This window comes from Pantoea sp. ME81 (assembly GCF_903970985.1).
Lineage (GTDB): Bacteria > Pseudomonadota > Gammaproteobacteria > Enterobacterales > Enterobacteriaceae > Pantoea > Pantoea communis.
The window spans coordinates 25517-41591 of the sequence record NZ_CAJCKS010000031.1; the positions used below are offsets into that span (position 1 = coordinate 25517).

General features: G+C 55.3%; 16 protein-coding genes and 3 tRNA genes. 8 read left to right on the plus strand and 11 right to left on the minus strand.

What is annotated here, in order from left to right; genetic code table 11:
- Positions 1-11: 11 nt before the first annotated feature.
- The 3 genes from nadR to serB all read right to left on the minus strand — a co-directional run bounded on the left by nadR (position 12) and on the right by serB (position 3788).
- Positions 12-1238, minus strand: coding sequence for a multifunctional transcriptional regulator/nicotinamide-nucleotide adenylyltransferase/ribosylnicotinamide kinase NadR (nadR, locus tag H7A81_RS08235; RefSeq protein ID WP_034826244.1), 1227 nt, complete (start codon positions 1236-1238; stop codon positions 12-14).
- Positions 1239-1414: 176 nt separating this feature from the next.
- Positions 1415-2797, minus strand: coding sequence for a DNA repair protein RadA (radA, locus tag H7A81_RS08240; protein WP_160868548.1), 1383 nt, complete (start codon positions 2795-2797; stop codon positions 1415-1417).
- 13 nt (positions 2798-2810) lie between these two features.
- A complete protein-coding gene (gene serB / locus H7A81_RS08245) occupies positions 2811-3788 on the minus strand; it encodes a phosphoserine phosphatase (protein WP_034826251.1) in 978 nt (325 codons plus the stop codon).
- A 107-nt stretch (positions 3789-3895) separates the two neighbouring features.
- Between serB and H7A81_RS08250 the strand changes: the two genes are divergently transcribed.
- A complete protein-coding gene (locus H7A81_RS08250) occupies positions 3896-4579 on the plus strand; it encodes a YtjB family periplasmic protein (RefSeq protein ID WP_182057217.1) in 684 nt (227 codons plus the stop codon).
- Between the two features lie 29 nt (positions 4580-4608).
- Here H7A81_RS08250 and yjjG read toward each other — a convergent pair whose 3' ends face one another.
- From yjjG to H7A81_RS08265, 3 genes are read right to left on the minus strand one after another with little or no spacing between them, the layout of a single operon-like run.
- Complete coding sequence (gene yjjG, locus H7A81_RS08255; RefSeq protein WP_182057218.1) at positions 4609-5292, minus strand: pyrimidine 5'-nucleotidase; 684 nt, start codon at positions 5290-5292, stop codon at positions 4609-4611.
- Positions 5293-5303: 11 nt separating this feature from the next.
- Positions 5304-5744 carry a ribosomal protein S18-alanine N-acetyltransferase gene (gene rimI / locus H7A81_RS08260; RefSeq protein WP_097118293.1) on the minus strand — a complete coding sequence of 147 codons (441 nt, stop codon included), beginning with the start codon at positions 5742-5744 and terminating at the stop codon, positions 5304-5306.
- Entirely contained in the window at positions 5716-6126 is a 411-nt protein-coding gene (locus H7A81_RS08265) for a DNA polymerase III subunit psi (RefSeq protein WP_182057219.1), read from the minus strand. The genes rimI and H7A81_RS08265 overlap by 29 nt, the downstream gene beginning before the upstream one ends.
- A 106-nt stretch (positions 6127-6232) precedes the next feature.
- On the opposite strand from H7A81_RS08265, the gene rsmC reads away from it, so the two are divergent.
- The 4 genes from rsmC to H7A81_RS08285 all read left to right on the plus strand — a co-directional run bounded on the left by rsmC (position 6233) and on the right by H7A81_RS08285 (position 7738).
- Positions 6233-7267 (plus strand): 16S rRNA (guanine(1207)-N(2))-methyltransferase RsmC, encoded by a 1035-nt coding sequence (gene rsmC / locus H7A81_RS08270; RefSeq protein WP_182057220.1) that lies wholly within the window; start codon positions 6233-6235, stop codon positions 7265-7267.
- A 141-nt stretch (positions 7268-7408) separates the two neighbouring features.
- A tRNA-Leu gene (locus H7A81_RS08275) sits at positions 7409-7495 on the plus strand.
- Positions 7496-7525: 30 nt separating this feature from the next.
- Positions 7526-7612: transfer RNA gene (locus H7A81_RS08280), tRNA-Leu, on the plus strand.
- A 39-nt stretch (positions 7613-7651) separates the two neighbouring features.
- Positions 7652-7738, plus strand: a tRNA-Leu gene (locus H7A81_RS08285).
- Positions 7739-7847: 109 nt separating this feature from the next.
- Here H7A81_RS08285 and H7A81_RS08290 read toward each other — a convergent pair.
- Positions 7848-8132 (minus strand): DUF1435 domain-containing protein, encoded by a 285-nt coding sequence (locus tag H7A81_RS08290; protein ID WP_097118291.1) that lies wholly within the window; start codon positions 8130-8132, stop codon positions 7848-7850.
- A 229-nt stretch (positions 8133-8361) separates the two neighbouring features.
- Here H7A81_RS08290 and H7A81_RS08295 point away from each other — a divergent pair, with 229 nt between their 5' ends.
- The 3 genes from H7A81_RS08295 to H7A81_RS08305 all read left to right on the plus strand — a co-directional run bounded on the left by H7A81_RS08295 (position 8362) and on the right by H7A81_RS08305 (position 10961).
- Positions 8362-9456 carry a diguanylate cyclase gene (locus tag H7A81_RS08295; RefSeq protein WP_034826268.1) on the plus strand — a complete coding sequence of 365 codons (1095 nt, stop codon included), beginning with the start codon at positions 8362-8364 and terminating at the stop codon, positions 9454-9456.
- A gap of 150 nt (positions 9457-9606) precedes the next feature.
- A complete protein-coding gene (gene fhuF, locus H7A81_RS08300; protein WP_160868543.1) occupies positions 9607-10401 on the plus strand; it encodes a siderophore-iron reductase FhuF in 795 nt (264 codons plus the stop codon).
- Positions 10402-10496: 95 nt separating this feature from the next.
- Positions 10497-10961, plus strand: coding sequence for a YbaK/EbsC family protein (locus H7A81_RS08305; RefSeq protein ID WP_182057221.1), 465 nt, complete (start codon positions 10497-10499; stop codon positions 10959-10961).
- On the opposite strand, the gene H7A81_RS08310 is transcribed toward H7A81_RS08305, so the two are convergent.
- The 4 genes from H7A81_RS08310 to H7A81_RS08325 all read right to left on the minus strand — a co-directional run bounded on the left by H7A81_RS08310 (position 10958) and on the right by H7A81_RS08325 (position 15949).
- On the minus strand, positions 10958-12211 hold the full coding sequence (locus H7A81_RS08310; RefSeq protein ID WP_182057222.1) for an MFS transporter: 1254 nt from the start codon (positions 12209-12211) through the stop codon (positions 10958-10960). The genes H7A81_RS08305 and H7A81_RS08310 overlap by 4 nt on opposite strands.
- Before the next feature lie 253 nt (positions 12212-12464).
- On the minus strand, positions 12465-13448 hold the full coding sequence (locus H7A81_RS08315; RefSeq protein WP_160868542.1) for a nucleoside hydrolase: 984 nt from the start codon (positions 13446-13448) through the stop codon (positions 12465-12467).
- A 12-nt stretch (positions 13449-13460) separates the two neighbouring features.
- Positions 13461-14483 (minus strand): LacI family DNA-binding transcriptional regulator, encoded by a 1023-nt coding sequence (locus tag H7A81_RS08320; protein WP_058959396.1) that lies wholly within the window; start codon positions 14481-14483, stop codon positions 13461-13463.
- Between the two features lie 77 nt (positions 14484-14560).
- Complete coding sequence (locus tag H7A81_RS08325; RefSeq protein ID WP_160868541.1) at positions 14561-15949, minus strand: MFS transporter; 1389 nt, start codon at positions 15947-15949, stop codon at positions 14561-14563.
- Positions 15950-16075: the final 126 nt, after the last annotated feature.

Below are 16075 nucleotides of genomic sequence, written 5' to 3' on the forward strand. Positions count from 1 at the left end.
TTGCTGGAGGGTTAGGCCCCCAGCATCTGCTTCACCAGTTCAACGCAGCGCAGGAAGCGCGTGTCGTAGTCATCCTCTTTGACATGGACGAAGTCGATATTGTTTTCACGCAACATGGTCACCAGCATCGACTGAAACTCGCGACGATCCATTGAGCTGCCCAGGCTGCGCAAACCGTCAGCCACCCACGGCACATTGTTCTCCAGCAAGATCACCAGATCGAAACGGTACTCATCGATCAGCGCCTGCACGAAAGGATGCTCGCGCCCTTCATACTTGAGGCAAAACGCCTGCGTGGTGACAAAATCGGTGTCGATAAACGCCACTTTGCTGGCGTATTTCACCGCGAAATCAATGTACTGCGCCTGCCCTAAGGCAATCTTGTCGTAGTCAGAATACTGCAGCGCCATCTCATCGCCACCGAGGTGCGAGAAGACATAGTCGCGGCCATATTCCCACGCGCTGGTGGTATTGAAGATATTTGCCAGCTTGTTGACCAGCGTGGATTTGCCGCTGGATTCCCCGCCAAGGATCGCCACGGTGCGCACAAAGAACGGCTTCACTTCGGTGGGAATATATTCCCAGTAGCGGAACGGATCCTGGCGAATCTGCCCGCCGCTGATGTTCATAAAGGATCGGTTGGGATCGATCACCACCGTCGAGATGCCGAGATGCTGTTGATACATCGCCGCATCCGGCTCTTCACTGGTGTAAATGCAATCCGGCTCAATGCCCTGCTCGGAGAGGAATTTCTTTACCCCTTCGCTCCACACATCCCAGCCGTGTGGATAAGGTTCGATCCCCTCTTCATCAAACGAGTGGATGCGGATGTTTTTCTGGTACTTGAAGGTCTGTAACAACCAGCGCAGGCGATCGCTGACGGTCGGCTGCTGCGACATGGCGCTGTTTTCAAACAGCTCGCGATCGCGCGGATCGTCATGGCCCATGATGATGTGCAGCTCATCCACCTGGCTGCAGGCGCGCTGGATCAGATAGATGTGGCCGGTGTGCAGCGGGTAGAACTTACCGAACACCACGCCAACGGTTTTGTCACGACGGGGGAATTCCAGCCCAAGAAATCGATGCAGTGCTTCCAGCTTTTGCGCGCTGGGGCTTTTGATTTTGGCATTCAGCAACTGGCTCAAGTAGCCTTTGGTCATCCCGCTGGCATCTGCAACCTGCTGCAGCGTATGGCCCTGCTGGCGTATGGCGGTTTTCAGGTAGTCGAACGATGACATTTGGTGCCTCCTGCATGGGAAAGAATGGGATGGGGCATGCGCTGGCCCTCACCCCGGCCCTCTCCAGTTTACGTGAGAGGGAAAAGTCTGTGCGGTACGTTTATCAAGATGCGCATGAATGCGCACGCTACAGTGACGGTGAAAGGCAGGGGCGGCAGGTATGCCACCCGGCGAAATTACAGCTCGTCTAATATCGCCAGCGCATCCGCCAGCTTCTTCGCGCTATACACCTTCATGCCTTCAATCGCTTTCTTCGGCGCATTGCCCGCCGGCACAATCGCGCGTTTGAAACCGTGCTTGGCCGCTTCGGATATGCGCTCCTGACCACTTGGCACCGGACGTATCTCGCCCGCCAGCCCCACTTCGCCGAAGATCACCAGATCCTGCGGCAGCGGACGATCGCGCAAGCTTGATACCATTGCCAGCAGTAGCGCAAGGTCAGCACTGGTTTCGGTGACTTTCACACCGCCGACCACGTTGACGAACACATCCTGATCCGCCATCTGCAAACCACCGTGTCGATGCAGCACTGCCAGCAAAATCGCCAGACGGTTTTGCTCCAGGCCAACAGCGACGCGACGCGGGTTGCCCATCATCGAGTGATCCACCAGCGCCTGAATCTCCACCAGCAGCGGACGCGAACCTTCCCACACCACCATAACCGAACTGCCAGAGGTGACTTCATCTCCACGTGACAGGAAAATGGCGGATGGATTGCTGATTTCACGCATGCCCTGCTCGGTCATGGCGAACACGCCCAATTCGTTCACCGCACCGAAGCGGTTTTTATGACTGCGCAGCGTGCGGAAACGGGAATCGGCATCGCCATCCAGCATCACTGAACAGTCGATGCAGTGCTCCAGCACTTTTGGCCCGGCCAGCGAGCCATCTTTGGTCACGTGGCCGACCATCACAATCGCCACGCCGCGTGTTTTAGCGAAGCGCGTCAGGTAAGCGGCAGTTTCACGCACCTGCGCTACGCTCCCGGGCGAAGACTGGATATCCGCCATGTGCATCACCTGGATGGAGTCGATAACCATCAGTTTCGGCTGCTCCTGCTCGGCAATCAGACAGATCTGCTCGATACTGGTTTCCGACAACATATTCAGGTTTTCAGTGGGCAATCCCAGACGATGGGCGCGCATCGCGACCTGTTGCAGTGACTCTTCGCCAGTGACGTACAGGGTTTTCATCCCTTCGGACAGCTTGCACATCACCTGCAACAGCAGCGTCGATTTACCGGCTCCCGGATTACCTCCGATCAAAATCGCACTGCCTGGCACTACGCCGCCCCCCAACACGCGATCAAACTCTTTGAAGCTGGTGGAGAAACGCGGCACGGCTTCGAGGCTGATCTCGGACAGCTTCTGCACCCGACTGGGTCCCGCGCTGCCGGCATAGCCACTCAGACGCTCATTACGCGCTGCCGCAGGCGAGGCGGCAATACGCACCTCGGTGATGGTGTTCCACGCGTTGCAGGCGCTGCATTGCCCCTGCCAGCGTGGATAATCTGCGCCACACTCGTTACAAACGAAGGCGCGTTTTGCCGCTTTGGCCAAATCAAATCCTCAGTTAACGCTCTTCGTGAATCAGGCTGCCGGTCAGAATGCAGAACACACCCATCAAATCGGCATGGCGGATAATGATCGACGCCTGCTCATTCACTTTCGGTTTAGCATGGTAAGCAATACCCAATCCCGCCGCCTTAATCATCGGCAGATCGTTGGCACCATCGCCAATCGCAACCGTTTGTTCTGGCGCGATTTCATGACGTTCAGCGAGATTCTTCAGGGTATCGGCTTTAAATTGGGCATCCACAATCTGCCCCAGCACTTCGCCCGTCAGCTTGCCATCGCGCATTTCCAGCTCATTGGCGACGGCCGCGGCCAGATGCAATGTCTGACGCAAATGGTCGGCGTAGTAAGTGAAACCGCCGGAGGCAATCGCCACCTGCCAGCCCAGCGCCTGCAGTTTATGTACCAGCGTGGTCAGGCCCGGCATCAGAGGCAGCGTATCACGCACCTGCTTAAGGATGTTGGCATCAGCGCCCGCCAGTTTTGCCACGCGCTCACGCAGGCTGGCTTTGAAGTCCAGTTCACCGCGCATCGCGCGTTCGGTGACTTCTGACACCTGCTCGCCGCAGCCCGCCAGTTTGGCGATCTCATCGATGCATTCGATCTGAATCGCGGTGGAATCCATGTCCATCACCAGCAAGCCTGGGGTTTTCAGATGCGGGATCTTGCCAAGCGGCGCCACATCAAATCCCACATCGTGCGCCAGTTTGGTCGCACGGGGCGTCAGCGAACCGGCCAGACGAACCACCTGATACTCATCGACATTCCAGGCACTGACGATCACCATCGCCGCACCCAGCAGATGCTGATAATCGGTCAGTTTTTGTTTATCGAGTCCGCGCCCATACAGCAACCAGCCAGTTCGACCGGCACGGTAATCCAGCGGCATCACTTCATCACCGCTGAGAGAGAGGGGTAGACCCGGCCAGAGTGAAACATCGGCGGGCAGATCGCACCAGGTAAGACGATTTGGCATTACAGCTCCTGTAGGGACAACAAAACCACGCAAGAGGCTACCTTGTCTGCGCGGGTTCTGGCAACATAATTGCCAGCCTTTCTGCTGTTACGTCACACGGGTTTCTGATGGTTAAAACCGCACTGAAATTTCGCCTGCATCGCACGGTGATTGTTCTTATCTCGCTGGCCCTGTTAGTGGTGCTGATGCAAGGGGCATCCTGGTTCAGTCTCGGCCACCAAATGGCACGCTCTGAGCAGGTGGAAGAACTCGCGCATACGCTGACGCGCCAGGTGGCATTTAGCCTCAAACCGCTGATGGACAACAGCGACGATAACCGCACGCAAATCGAAGCCATTCTTAATCAGATGACCGACAACAGCCGTATTCTCGATGCCTCAGTGTATGCCGACGACGGCAGCCTGGTGGCGCACAGCGGCGAAAGCATTAACGTGCGCGATCGTCTGGCGCTGGATGGTAAACGTGCCGGCAGCTACTTCAACCATCAAATCGTGCAGCCGCTGGAAGGCAAAGAGGGGCCACAGGGATTCCTGCGCGTGACGCTGGATACCCACGTGCTGGTCACCGAATCACGCCAGGTGGACAACACCACCAACATTTTGCGGTTGATGATGCTGCTGGCGCTGGCGATTGGCATCATCCTGACACGCACCCTGCTGCGCGACCGCCGTACCCGCTGGCAGCAATCACCGTTCCTGCTCACCGCCAGCCGCGCGGTAAAAGAGGATAAGGAACGAGAGGAAGAAGAAGCGGCCAGTAACGTGCCGCCAGAAAAAGAGAAAGAACACTGATAACGTAACGTACTCGTGAATAGATACTTTTAGCGTTCTGTCAGCAACGCCTGCAGCTCCGCCAGCGTCTTCACCTGCCAGGTCGGTTTGATATGTTCCGGCAACGGACGCGTGCCGTGATCGATCCAGCAGGTTTTTAGCCCGGCATTCATCCCGCCCAGAATGTCAGACTCAGGTGTATCACCGACCATCAACACGCGGCTGCGATCCGGGTTGCCAAGCAACGCCAGCGTGTGGTCGAAAATCGCCACATCCGGTTTCGGTACGCCGACTTGCTCAGAAATCACCAGCTCATCAAAGAACTCGCGGAATCCGGTACGTTCCAGACGTGCCTGCTGCAAAGCGGTGAAGCCGTTGGTAATGATGGCGATCTTCACCTTTCCCTTCAGCGCATTGAGCAACTCAGCAGCACCGTCGAGAGGCAGGCAAATATCTGCCATGGCACTGAGAAAATCGCTGTTCAGCACTTCGGGCGCGACGCTGAGTTTCTCACCCCACAAGGTGAAACGACGTGTTTGCAACTGCAACGCCGAAATGGTGCCGTTTTGATAATCGACCCACAGCGGTTTGTTGACCGCCTGGTAATCGGCGTAATCCTGATCGCTGAAGTGCACGTCATAGCTGGCAAACATGCGCTGTAAACCGGCGTAAGCGTCAAAATGAAAAAGTGTGTCATCCGCATCAAACAGGATGCAGTCCCAGTCGTTTAACATAGTGTCCCTTTTTAGAGAGTGAGCGCCATGATAATGGCATCTTCACGGCCGTTGGCGGTGGGATAGTAGTTGGGGCGTACGCTGACCTGATGGAAATCCAGTTGCTCATACAGTGCAATCGCCGGGTGATTCGAGGCTCGCACCTCAAGCCACAGCGTCATGACATCGCGCTTTTCCAGCTCAGCAATCAAATGTTGCAGCAGCTGGCGCGCATAGCCACGGCGCTGAAAATCGGGATCGACCGCAATGTTGAACAGCGAGGCTTCATCCAGCACCACTTGCGTAATGGCGAACCCTGCCAGTTTACCTTCGGCTTCCAGACGATAATTCACAAAACGTTCGCCCTGATTGCTGGCAAACGTCTGCTCGCTCCACGGAAAGGCGTGGCTGCGACGTTCAATGGCCAGCAGCTGCGGCTGGTCTTCAGGGGTGACTAAAGAGATGGCTGTCATGGTTACACATCTGTTGCCACAGGGCGCGTTTTGCCGCACCACTGCTGATTAATTCGTTGAAAACGGCGGTGGAAAAGGTGATGCCGTTAAAGGTGTATTCGCTCTCGACGCCCAGCAACCAACCGGCACAATCCACCTGCTCAGGCAGCATCGGCAGCTGTTCCGGCGTCAGCGTCATCACCTGCGAAGGCTGAATATTCAGGGCATGCAGGACATCGCGAATTAAGGGTTCCTGCAGCGCGGGGGCATGCTCAGCCACCAACACCAGGCGGGTGTCCGGGGCCAGCGTCACGGCAATTTCGCCCTGCATCACGCGCGGACGCCGCAATTGATACTGCGTAATCCCCATTTGCTGTAGAAGCCAGTCGCGCCTTGTGCTCATGCTATTACCCGTTATGCTGCCAGAATGCGACGCTATGCTAGCAAACCCATCGAACATGCGCCAACAAAGCACTATAATCCCCGCTCTGATTTAACAGGAGCGTTCCATGTCTGCTTTTACCCCGGCCAGCGAAGTCATTCTGCGCCACAGTGATGAATTTACCGCCCGCCATGTTTTGTTTGCTGGCGACCTGCAGGATGACCTGCCCGCCCAGCTGGAAACCGCATCAACGCGCGTGCACACCCAGCAGTACCATCACTGGCAGAACCTGAGCCGTCGCCTCGGTGAACGTGCGGTTTACAGCATGGTGGCCACTGCCGCTGATGTTGAAGGCTGCGATACGCTGGTTTATTTCTGGACGAAGAACAAGCCAGAAGCGCAGTTCCAGCTGCAAAACCTGCTGTCGCTGATGCCGGTCGGCTGCGATATCTTTGTGGTCGGTGAAAACCGCAGCGGCGTGCGCAGTGCGGAAGGCATGCTGGAAGACTGGACGAAACTGGAAAAAGTCGACAGTGCACGTCGTTGCGGTCTCTATCATGGTCGTCTGGATACACAGCCAACCTTTGATGCCAGCAGCTACGGCAATACTTACATGATCGAGCACCTCACCATCCACACGCTGCCGGGCGTCTTCAGCCGCGATGGTCTGGATATCGGTAGCGATCTGCTGCTCTCCACGCTGGAGCCGCACTTCCGTGGCAAAGTGCTGGATATCGGCTGCGGCAGCGGCGTGCTGGCCACCGTGATGGCACAAATCTCCCCGCGCGTGCGGTTGTGGCTGTGTGATGTGCATGCCGCAGCGATTGAAGCCAGTAAACTGACGCTGGCCGCCAACGAACTGGAAGGTGAAGTATTCGCCAGTAACGTCTTCTCGGATGTTACCGGCCGCTTCGATATGATCATCTCCAACCCACCGTTCCATGATGGCCTGCAAACCAGCCTTGATGCGGCCAACACGCTGATTCGTGGCGCGCTTAAGCATCTGAACAGCGGCGGTGAATTGCGTATTGTCGCCAACGCCTTCCTGCCTTATCCGCAGATTCTGGATGAGACCTTCGGCAACCACGAAGTGCTGGCGCAGACCGGGCGTTTTAAGGTGTACCGTGCAGTGTACGGTCGCGGTGCTAAAACGCGTAAATAACGCATTTTGATCTTCATGACGGTGAAAATGTTGTTTTTTGCAGCAATCGTTTCATCGTCGTGAAATATGTATTGACGCAAAGAGTAAAATCTCTAGAATGCGCCTCCGTGGTTAGCAATACTTTAGAGTGTTGCAGGGTACGCGACGGTGGCGGAATTGGTAGACGCGCTAGCTTCAGGTGTTAGTGTCCTTACGGACGTGAGGGTTCAAGTCCCTCCCCTCGCACCAATAATCACAAAGTTTATATCATAGCACTGAGCGATGGTGGCGGAATTGGTAGACGCGCTAGCTTCAGGTGTTAGTGTTCTTACGGACGTGAGGGTTCAAGTCCCTCCCTTCGCACCAATGCGATGGTATAAACAAGACAAGTAAAGACAACACAATGCGATGGTGGCGGAATTGGTAGACGCGCTAGCTTCAGGTGTTAGTGTTCTTACGGACGTGAGGGTTCAAGTCCCTCCCTTCGCACCACGTTGTCTGAATTGCCTGCCCCTTCTGGTAGTAAAATCCCCATTTGAATCAAAAGAAAATATCACGCACTGAGCGTGATGTTGTCGTTTCTGTCATCCTGAAAGCAGGATCAGATGATATGGAAATTCACGGTGACCGCTGCCGCCCCGCCCGCCAATGCCAGGCAAGAAGGCAGCAGCAGATAGTGACGCAGACGATGATGGAACAACATCACTACTGTCATCAACAGCGCAACAATCATCACCACGCGCCACTGGCTGAAACTCGGCTCCCACAGCGCAAAAATCGGTAAAGCCGCACAGGGCAACAAGACTCCCCAACCGCTGTCTAGCCGCTTACCCATCATCCAGCTCACGCCCCATAAGCCGCAGGCAGCCATCATCGCCATGATCATCGCGCAACCCTCAAATGATAAATATTCGTATTATCATATGACAATATTTCTCATCTTTCAGCGAGTTTTTTATCGAGGGATGCGTTGGATGACAGATTTACTGGAAAATGCTAAATTGCCGCCGATAACTATTTCGATAACACGTCAATAACGTGCTCACTATCCGATTTGCGGGAGTATTTCCCACGGGTAGCGCTTTGATATTTCAGGGCTGTGAAGAGTAATAATAATGAAATTACAATCTTATGATGAGTTGAAACACAGCAAATATCGGCTTTCGCTGATGCTCTTTTTGTTTTTAAATGTCGCCGTTTCGCTTTTTTGCCTGTTACCTTTTTTAGGCACAGATAGCCCGGTAAGCTCGCTGCCAGTAGGCATTGTCGCGGCTTTCAGCCTGACATTACTGACCGTTTGTCTGATGATGCCAAAACGGAAATTACCGCTATTAAATCCTGTTGCCATGATATTAGGTGCGCTCTGGGCATGGCACATTAACCACAGGTATCATCAGGTTTTTTATTTTGATGGCAGCTTTTTAATAATCAGCTTGTTAAGCGTATTTTTTGTCAGTGCCATTGCGCTCAGTGATTATTTGATCGCATTTTGTTTACACATTACGCCCCCCGTATTAACCGTATTGTTATTAGATGATGGTCAGCATTTAATGATGATCATTTTTACGATCACGCTGCCGTTGATTGGTTTCTCGCTGCATCATTTAATGCGCCGCCGCTTTGATACTTTTACCCGACGACTGGTTAGCCAGCTGTATGAGGAAAAAGAGAGTTTTAGCGATTTGAGTATGCTGGATCCGCTCACTGGTTTGTATAACCGCCGTGGCCTGAAAAATCGCCTCGACACCATCCTGGAAAACCACGCGGGCAGTCATTACGTACTGCTGCTGGATATTGACCACTTCAAAGCCTACAACGACAACTACGGTCATGCGATGGGCGATCAGGCGCTGGCGCGGGTATCGGTTGCCATTCGTGATGCCGTGCGTTCACGCGATGTGGTAACACGGTATGGCGGTGAAGAGTTTCTGGTGCTGATGACCAACGTTAATGCCTCGATTGCGATGAAGCTGGCGGAGCGCATTCGTCAGTACGTAGTGGACCTCGAAATCCCGCATCGCTTTAATGAAAAGGTCTCCACTCATGTCACCATCAGTGCCGGGATCGCGCCTATTTTTGGCGATGAGTTTGACCAGGCGGTGGCAAATGCTGACCGCGCATTATACGTCGCGAAAAATCAGGGGCGTAACACCATACTCGCCTGGGAAGATTTGCCGAGGCTGACGCAAGTCAGTAATGACCTGATGTAACCGGTAGATGAGCGAAGCCATTTATCACGGAGCGGCATCGGATCCTGATAAGTGGCGCCATCCCCCCTTCTTCGCTTGATGACATCTTGTTCGCATTGACAGTAACGATTATCATTTGTCTCACGATTCCCGTTATCACTCAGGACCGGCATGACCATCATCACGCGTCAGGATCATCGCTTTAGCGACCATCCTCTGATCTTTATGCAGAGCGACCGCAGCTTAGCGAGCGCACTGGAAGATCTGATGCGTGATCAACGAAGCTACATGCTGGATAACGTCAAACTCGGCCAGGCCGCTCCCGCAGGGACCTTGACGCTGGCCGAGTGGTCCACTCCGCTGCACTATCGTCGCCTGACACAGCGCTATAGCGATTATCTCTATCGCAATCACCCTGATGTGCAACAGGAAGCCAAACCGCTGCAGTCACTTTGGGCACAATGGTATTTTGGCTTGCTGTTGGCCCCGCTGATGCTAATGTTGCTGCAGGAGCCGCGGGCATTGAAGTGCGCACCCCATCTGATTCATGTGGAATTTCATGAAAACGGCCATCCCTGTGCTTTCTGGATTGATGTGCAGGAAGATGAAGAGGCGCGTTACCTGAGTGCACAGCAGCGTATTGACCGCCTGATTCAGCAATGCCTGATCCCGGCTGTCAACGGCATGACGCAGCACGGTGATATCAACGCCAAACTCATCTGGAACAACATGGGTTATTCGTTTTACTGGTTCCTCGGTGAACTGAAAGGCCAGTTATCCGCGCCCGTCATCACTCAACTGGAACAGGCATTGTTCTTCACCCAGACGCTGCTGGATGGCAGCGACAATCCGCTTTATCGCACCATGATCCCGCGTCATGGCGAGATGGAACGTCGCAGTTGCTGCCAGCGCTATCGCATTCCGGACGTGGAACGCTGTGGTAACTGCACGTTAAAAGTGGTTTAACCTGCGCGCATTCTGTTACAGATTCTCTTTTTATCCCGTTTACACTTTTCCCCCCTTATGGCAGCTTTTAGGCTCTGTTTTTACCGGAGAAAAAAATGAGCCTGGAGTCGGTACGGCACTTCTTTGCCGAACATGCACCGGATATCGACATCATCGAGATGCCGGAAAGCACCGCCACGGTAGAACTGGCCGCACGCGTCCATGGCGTGATGCCGGGGCAAATCGCCAAAACCCTGTCGTTGAAGGTGAAGGATGCCATTGTGCTGATCGTCACGCGCGGTGATGCCCGCCTCGACAACCGCAAGCTGAAAGCCGCACTCGGCGCTAAGGCCCGCATGTTGAGTGTGGATGAGGTGGTGAACTGGACCGGACATCCGGTGGGCGGCGTCTGCCCCTTTGGACTGGAAAATCCGCTGAACGTTTATTGTGATGTGACCCTGCGCGGTTTTGATGAAGTGCTGCCCGCGGCAGGTTCGATTCACAGTGCAGTGCGCATTTCGCCGCAGCGCATGGCTGAGCTGACTGCGGCGAAATGGGTCGACGTCTGCGAGGCGCTTTAACGCTGTTCGCGCGCCACGGCACCGGATATTTCGATACCCCGCGTCTCTCGCCCGAAGGCGACAAACACGCAAATCAGCACCGCCACCGTACCGGCAACGATTGCCATCCCCAGGCCGTAGTTGCCGCCGTGAGCCTCGGCAATGCGTGACTGCAAGGTCGCATTGACCGAGGCAATCAGATTACCCAACTGATAAACAAAGCCCGGCAGTACCGCACGTGCATTCGCAGGCACCAGTTCGGTAAGATAGGTCGGCACCACGCCCCATGCGCCCTGCACCATAAACTGCATCAGGAACGCGCCGATGCCAATCATCCAGGATCCGCTGGAGAACGCCCACAGCGGCAACACCGGCAGCGCAAGGAAGGAGGCAAGGATAATCGCTTTCTTACGGCCAATGCGTTCTGACAGCGCACCAAAAGTAATCCCGCCCAGCATCGCTGCAATGTTGTAGCTGATGGCGATGATGCTCACGGTGTGCGGATCAAACTGATGCTGCACTTTCAGGAAAGTCGGATAGAGATCCTGGGTGCCATGGCTAAAGAAGTTAAAGCACGCCATCAGCAGCACCATGTAGATGCAGATTTTCCAGTGCTGACGAATAATCGGCAGCAGCGCCGTGCTCTCTTTACGCTCGCGTGCAGCCAGCCAGACCGGGGATTCGGGCACTTTAAAATAGATAAACGGCAGCAGCAGAATCGGCAATGCGCCAATCAGGAACATGCCGCGCCAGCCTACCGACTCGAAAAACAGCCCAAAAATGATCGATGCCAGCAAGTAGCCACAAGGGTAGCCCGCCTGGAAGATGCCGGACATCAGCCCACGCGAGCGATCCGGAATGGTTTCCATTGCCAATGACGATGCCACGCCCCAGATGCCGCCCATCGCCACGCCGTAAATCACGCGGAAGGCGAGGAAGGCGGTGAAGTTCGGTGACCATGCAGAGAGCAGCTCAAACAGTGAGAACATCACGATATTGAGCATCAGAATCGGGCGGCGGCCATACTTCTCAGCCAGACGGCCAAAAATCAGCGCGCCAATCGGTCGAACCGCCAGCGTGAGCATAATGGCAACAGAAACATCGGAGACGCTGGTATTGAAGTACTGGGCAAGATCGCTGAGTACAAACACCAGGATAAAGAAGTCGAACGCATCCAGCGTCCAGCTGGCGAAACTGGCAAACGCCACGTTTCGCTGGGTCGCAGTCCAGTTGAACATAGGGGTATCCTGTCTGATTAGCTTCCGGTTCATTGACCAGAATTTATTGGAACGTTATCCGGCGAATGATTTCGCTGGTTATTATTGTGTTAACTATTTGTATATAGCATGTCAGAAAGGAGCGCTGCGGCGGGGAATTGTCAGGGAGTGATTCGCGGTGTAAGTAAGCATGTCATGGAGTGAAACATTGCACCGCAGTTCAGCAGTGCCATCTGAAAGGGCAAATTCCTGGCGGTATGGCAGGAAGACGGGTGCGGCTCAGTGTGCCGCACCCGTCTATGGGCATTCAGCGCTGCAGTTGATTAAACGCCTTTTCAATCATCTCCAGCAGCAACGGATTGTTGACGTTCTGCATCACGTGCACCAATGCCCCGGTCTGCTCCGGCACGCCAATGTCCAGGCGCAGTGGCGACCGATACCGCCAGCTCTTGCCGCGCGTTGCGCCAGCGCGTAACTCAATATCGACAAAGTAATCCACCCCATCCGCCACGCGCTGATTCAATAGCCAGGCAATCACCAGCGCGTCGTGGATCCAGCAGCCTGGCAGATGGCGGGTGCGAATCGAGTAGTCAATCCACGGGCGCAGCGTCTCGCGGACAAATTGTGGCAATGGGTGGTCGTTGGTGGTTAGACGATTGAGATCCTGATGGGTCATCAATGTTTGTGTGGTGGCATCCATTGGCACCAGCGTGATGGCTGCTCCGCTGTGCAGCACTTGATGCGCCGCTTCGGGATCCAGACCAAAGTTGGTGTCTTTGATGTAATCATCTAAAGCGAACACCCCACCCATGATCACAATCTCCGCCACCGATTCGGCCATTTGCGGATAGCGCTGCAGCGCCTGCGCCACGTTGGTCAGCGGACCGATTGCCACCAGGGTGAATTCGCCAGGATTATCGCAAATCAGCTGGCCCATCACGCCTGCGGCATCATTGCCATCTGCCGCGAGCAACTGCGGCTTACGTACGCCCCGCCACAGTTCAGCGAGGTTCGCATCCTTGACGCCATCGAGGCGTGCGCGCCAGGGGGCGGGGTCTTCGCGGAGTGCCTGCAACGCGCCCTGCACTACGGGAATATTCAGCCCTAATCGCTGGAGTAAATCTTTGGCAACCTGCGCCCCTACCGCACTCGGCGTATTGCCAGTGACGGTGGTGATCAGTTCAACCGACAGCGAAGGTGATGCCAACGCCAGTGCCAGCGCCAGGCCGTCATCGGTGTTCGCCCCTGCAATTCCATTTCCCGGATCACAATCAATAATCAGTCTTTTCATGATGTTATAGGTTTATTTTTGTTGAGTAAGCAGGCAGCCACAGGACTCACCGATTTCAAGATAGTGAGGGAACTCTGCCAGTTGGGCTTCGCCATCCCCATTTTTCAGCATGGCGATAGCGCTGCGTGCCATTTCCCGCAGCGGTTGACGTACCGTCGTCAATGTCGGGACATGGAACGCGGATTGATCGGTGCCGTTAAAGCACACCAGGGCGACATCCTGCGGCACGCGCAAACCGTGTTCAGAGAGCGCACGGATACAGCCAATCGCCTGGCCTTCGTTGCTGGTAAACAGCGCGCGCGGCACCTGTCCGCTGGCAATCATACGTTTTGTGGCGTCATAACCGCCTTGTCGCGAGTAGCTGGCAGGGAAAATCAGGGCTTCATCTGCCTGCAGGCCTTTCTCTGCCATGGCATCGCGCCAGCCCTGAATACGATCCTGGGCATTCAACATCTCCAGTGGACCGCTGATCATGCCAACTTGTTGATAACCGTGGCTGAGCAGATGTTCAGTCACCTGACGCGAGGCCTCGCGCTCATTGACCCGCAACATGCTCACGCCAGGACGGGGGGCAACGCGATCCAGCATCACCAGCGGTGTACCACTGGCCTGAATCACATCAATGTATGGGTGGCGATCGACACTGGTATAAAACAGGCCATCCACCTGACGATTCAGCAAGCCCTGAATCAGTTCCAGCTCACGCTTGCGATCATCTCCGGCATCCCCCAGCAGCATCACGTGGCCGTGATCCAGCGACTCCTGCAGCAGCATATGCGCCATCGAAGCCACGAAGGGGTTGCTGATATTCGGCACTACCAGGCCAAAGGTTTTGGTGCTGCCGGATGCCAATGCTCGCGCCACCGCATTCGGTCGATAGCCCGTCTGTTTAATTGCTTCCAGCACGCGCAGCCGCGTGGCTTCCGCCACCGGGCGCGGTCCGTTGTTAATCACGTAGCTCACTACTGCCACTGAGGTGCCGGCGGCTTTCGCCACATCGCTACGTGTTACATTTCCGCCTGGGGATTTCGCCAATGCTCTTGCCTCTGCATGAATGCCATTGGCCGGAATAACCGGCCAATGGCACTGTTTCACTTACAGCGTGTTGCGCGTCAGATCGCATCTTCCGGTAGATTCAGATCGCGCCCACGCGTTTCCGGTGCCACAAACGTGGTCAGAAAACCGATGGTCGCCATCGCCGAGAAGTACACGGCAATCGCCCACCAGTGTCCGGTGAACGATAACAGCGCCGCAGCCACCAAAGGTGCTGTCCCTCCAGAAAGGATAGACCCCAGCTCTTTTGCCACCGCCATCTTGGTGTAACGGTGTTTGACACCAAACATTTCCACACCCCACGCGGCCTGCACCCCAAAAATACCGAGCGAGGCCAGCGCCATGCCTACTACCATCACCGGGATCACAATCGCCGGGTCACGGCTGTCCATCAGGCTGAATGCCGGCCAGGCGTAAATCATCAGCAGCAGACAGAAACCACGGTAGGTGATACGGCGGCCAAAGCGATCAGACATCCAACCGGCGAACGGGATAATCAGGAAACCGAGTACCGAGGCGATAAACACCGCCGTGGTTGGCACCGATTTATCAAGCATCAGTACTTTCGCGACGTAGCCGACGATAAAGCCCTGCGCCAGATAGGAAGGACCGTTTTCGCCGATGCGTAAGCCGACCATGGTCCAGAACGCACGGCTGCGTTGCCAGAAACTACGGGTATCAACGGCTGCATGCTGCAACGTGGCACTGCGTTCCGCCTGCAAAAGTGCCTGCTGACGTTCAAACACCGGGGTTTCACGCAGATGGCGACGCAGCCACAACGCGACCACGGCAATCAGCACGCTACTGAGGAACGGAATACGCCATCCCCAATCCAGCAAGGTTTGTTTATCCATCTGAATCACGGCAAGCCACACCAGCGAAGCGATCAGCGTGCCACTATTCGAGCCGAGGGCAATCACGGAAGAGACCAGACCGCGACGCGCAACCGGGGCATATTCGCCCAGCATCACGGTGCCACCAGACAGTTCCGCACCGGCGCCCAACCCTTGGGTAAAGCGCAACAGCACCAGACAAGCGGGTGCCCAGACGCCGATCGTGGCGTAAGAAGGGATGAGACCAATCAAGGTTGTCGACGCGCCCATCAGGATGATGGTGGCGATCATCACGGTCTTGCGGCCTTTGCGGTCACCGATCCAGCCAAACAGCAGCGCACCAATTGGACGTGCAATAAACCCGACGGACCAGGTGGCAAAGCTGGAGAGCAGCGCCATAGCGGGTGTGGCATTGGGGAAAAACACATCGCCAAAGATGATGCCTGCTGCCAGGCCATAGAGTGCGAAATCCGCATACTCCATTGCCGTGCCGAGCCAGCAAGAGAAGGTGGCGCGCCAGAAATCTTTGCGGCCAGAAGAGGTTTCCAGCCGCATGTCAGCAGCTGAAGAGGTGCTCAGTGAAGTTTGTTGCGAAACGGACTGATGTACCGTCATGACCTTTTCCCTGAAATAGGTGAAAACAGCAAACGCCCTTCCGTGGGACGGTTCCCTTGCAACAAGCGGAACTCCCCGGTGAAGACGTTCAGTAGGCAAACCTGGATGAAAGTCAAAAGAACTCCC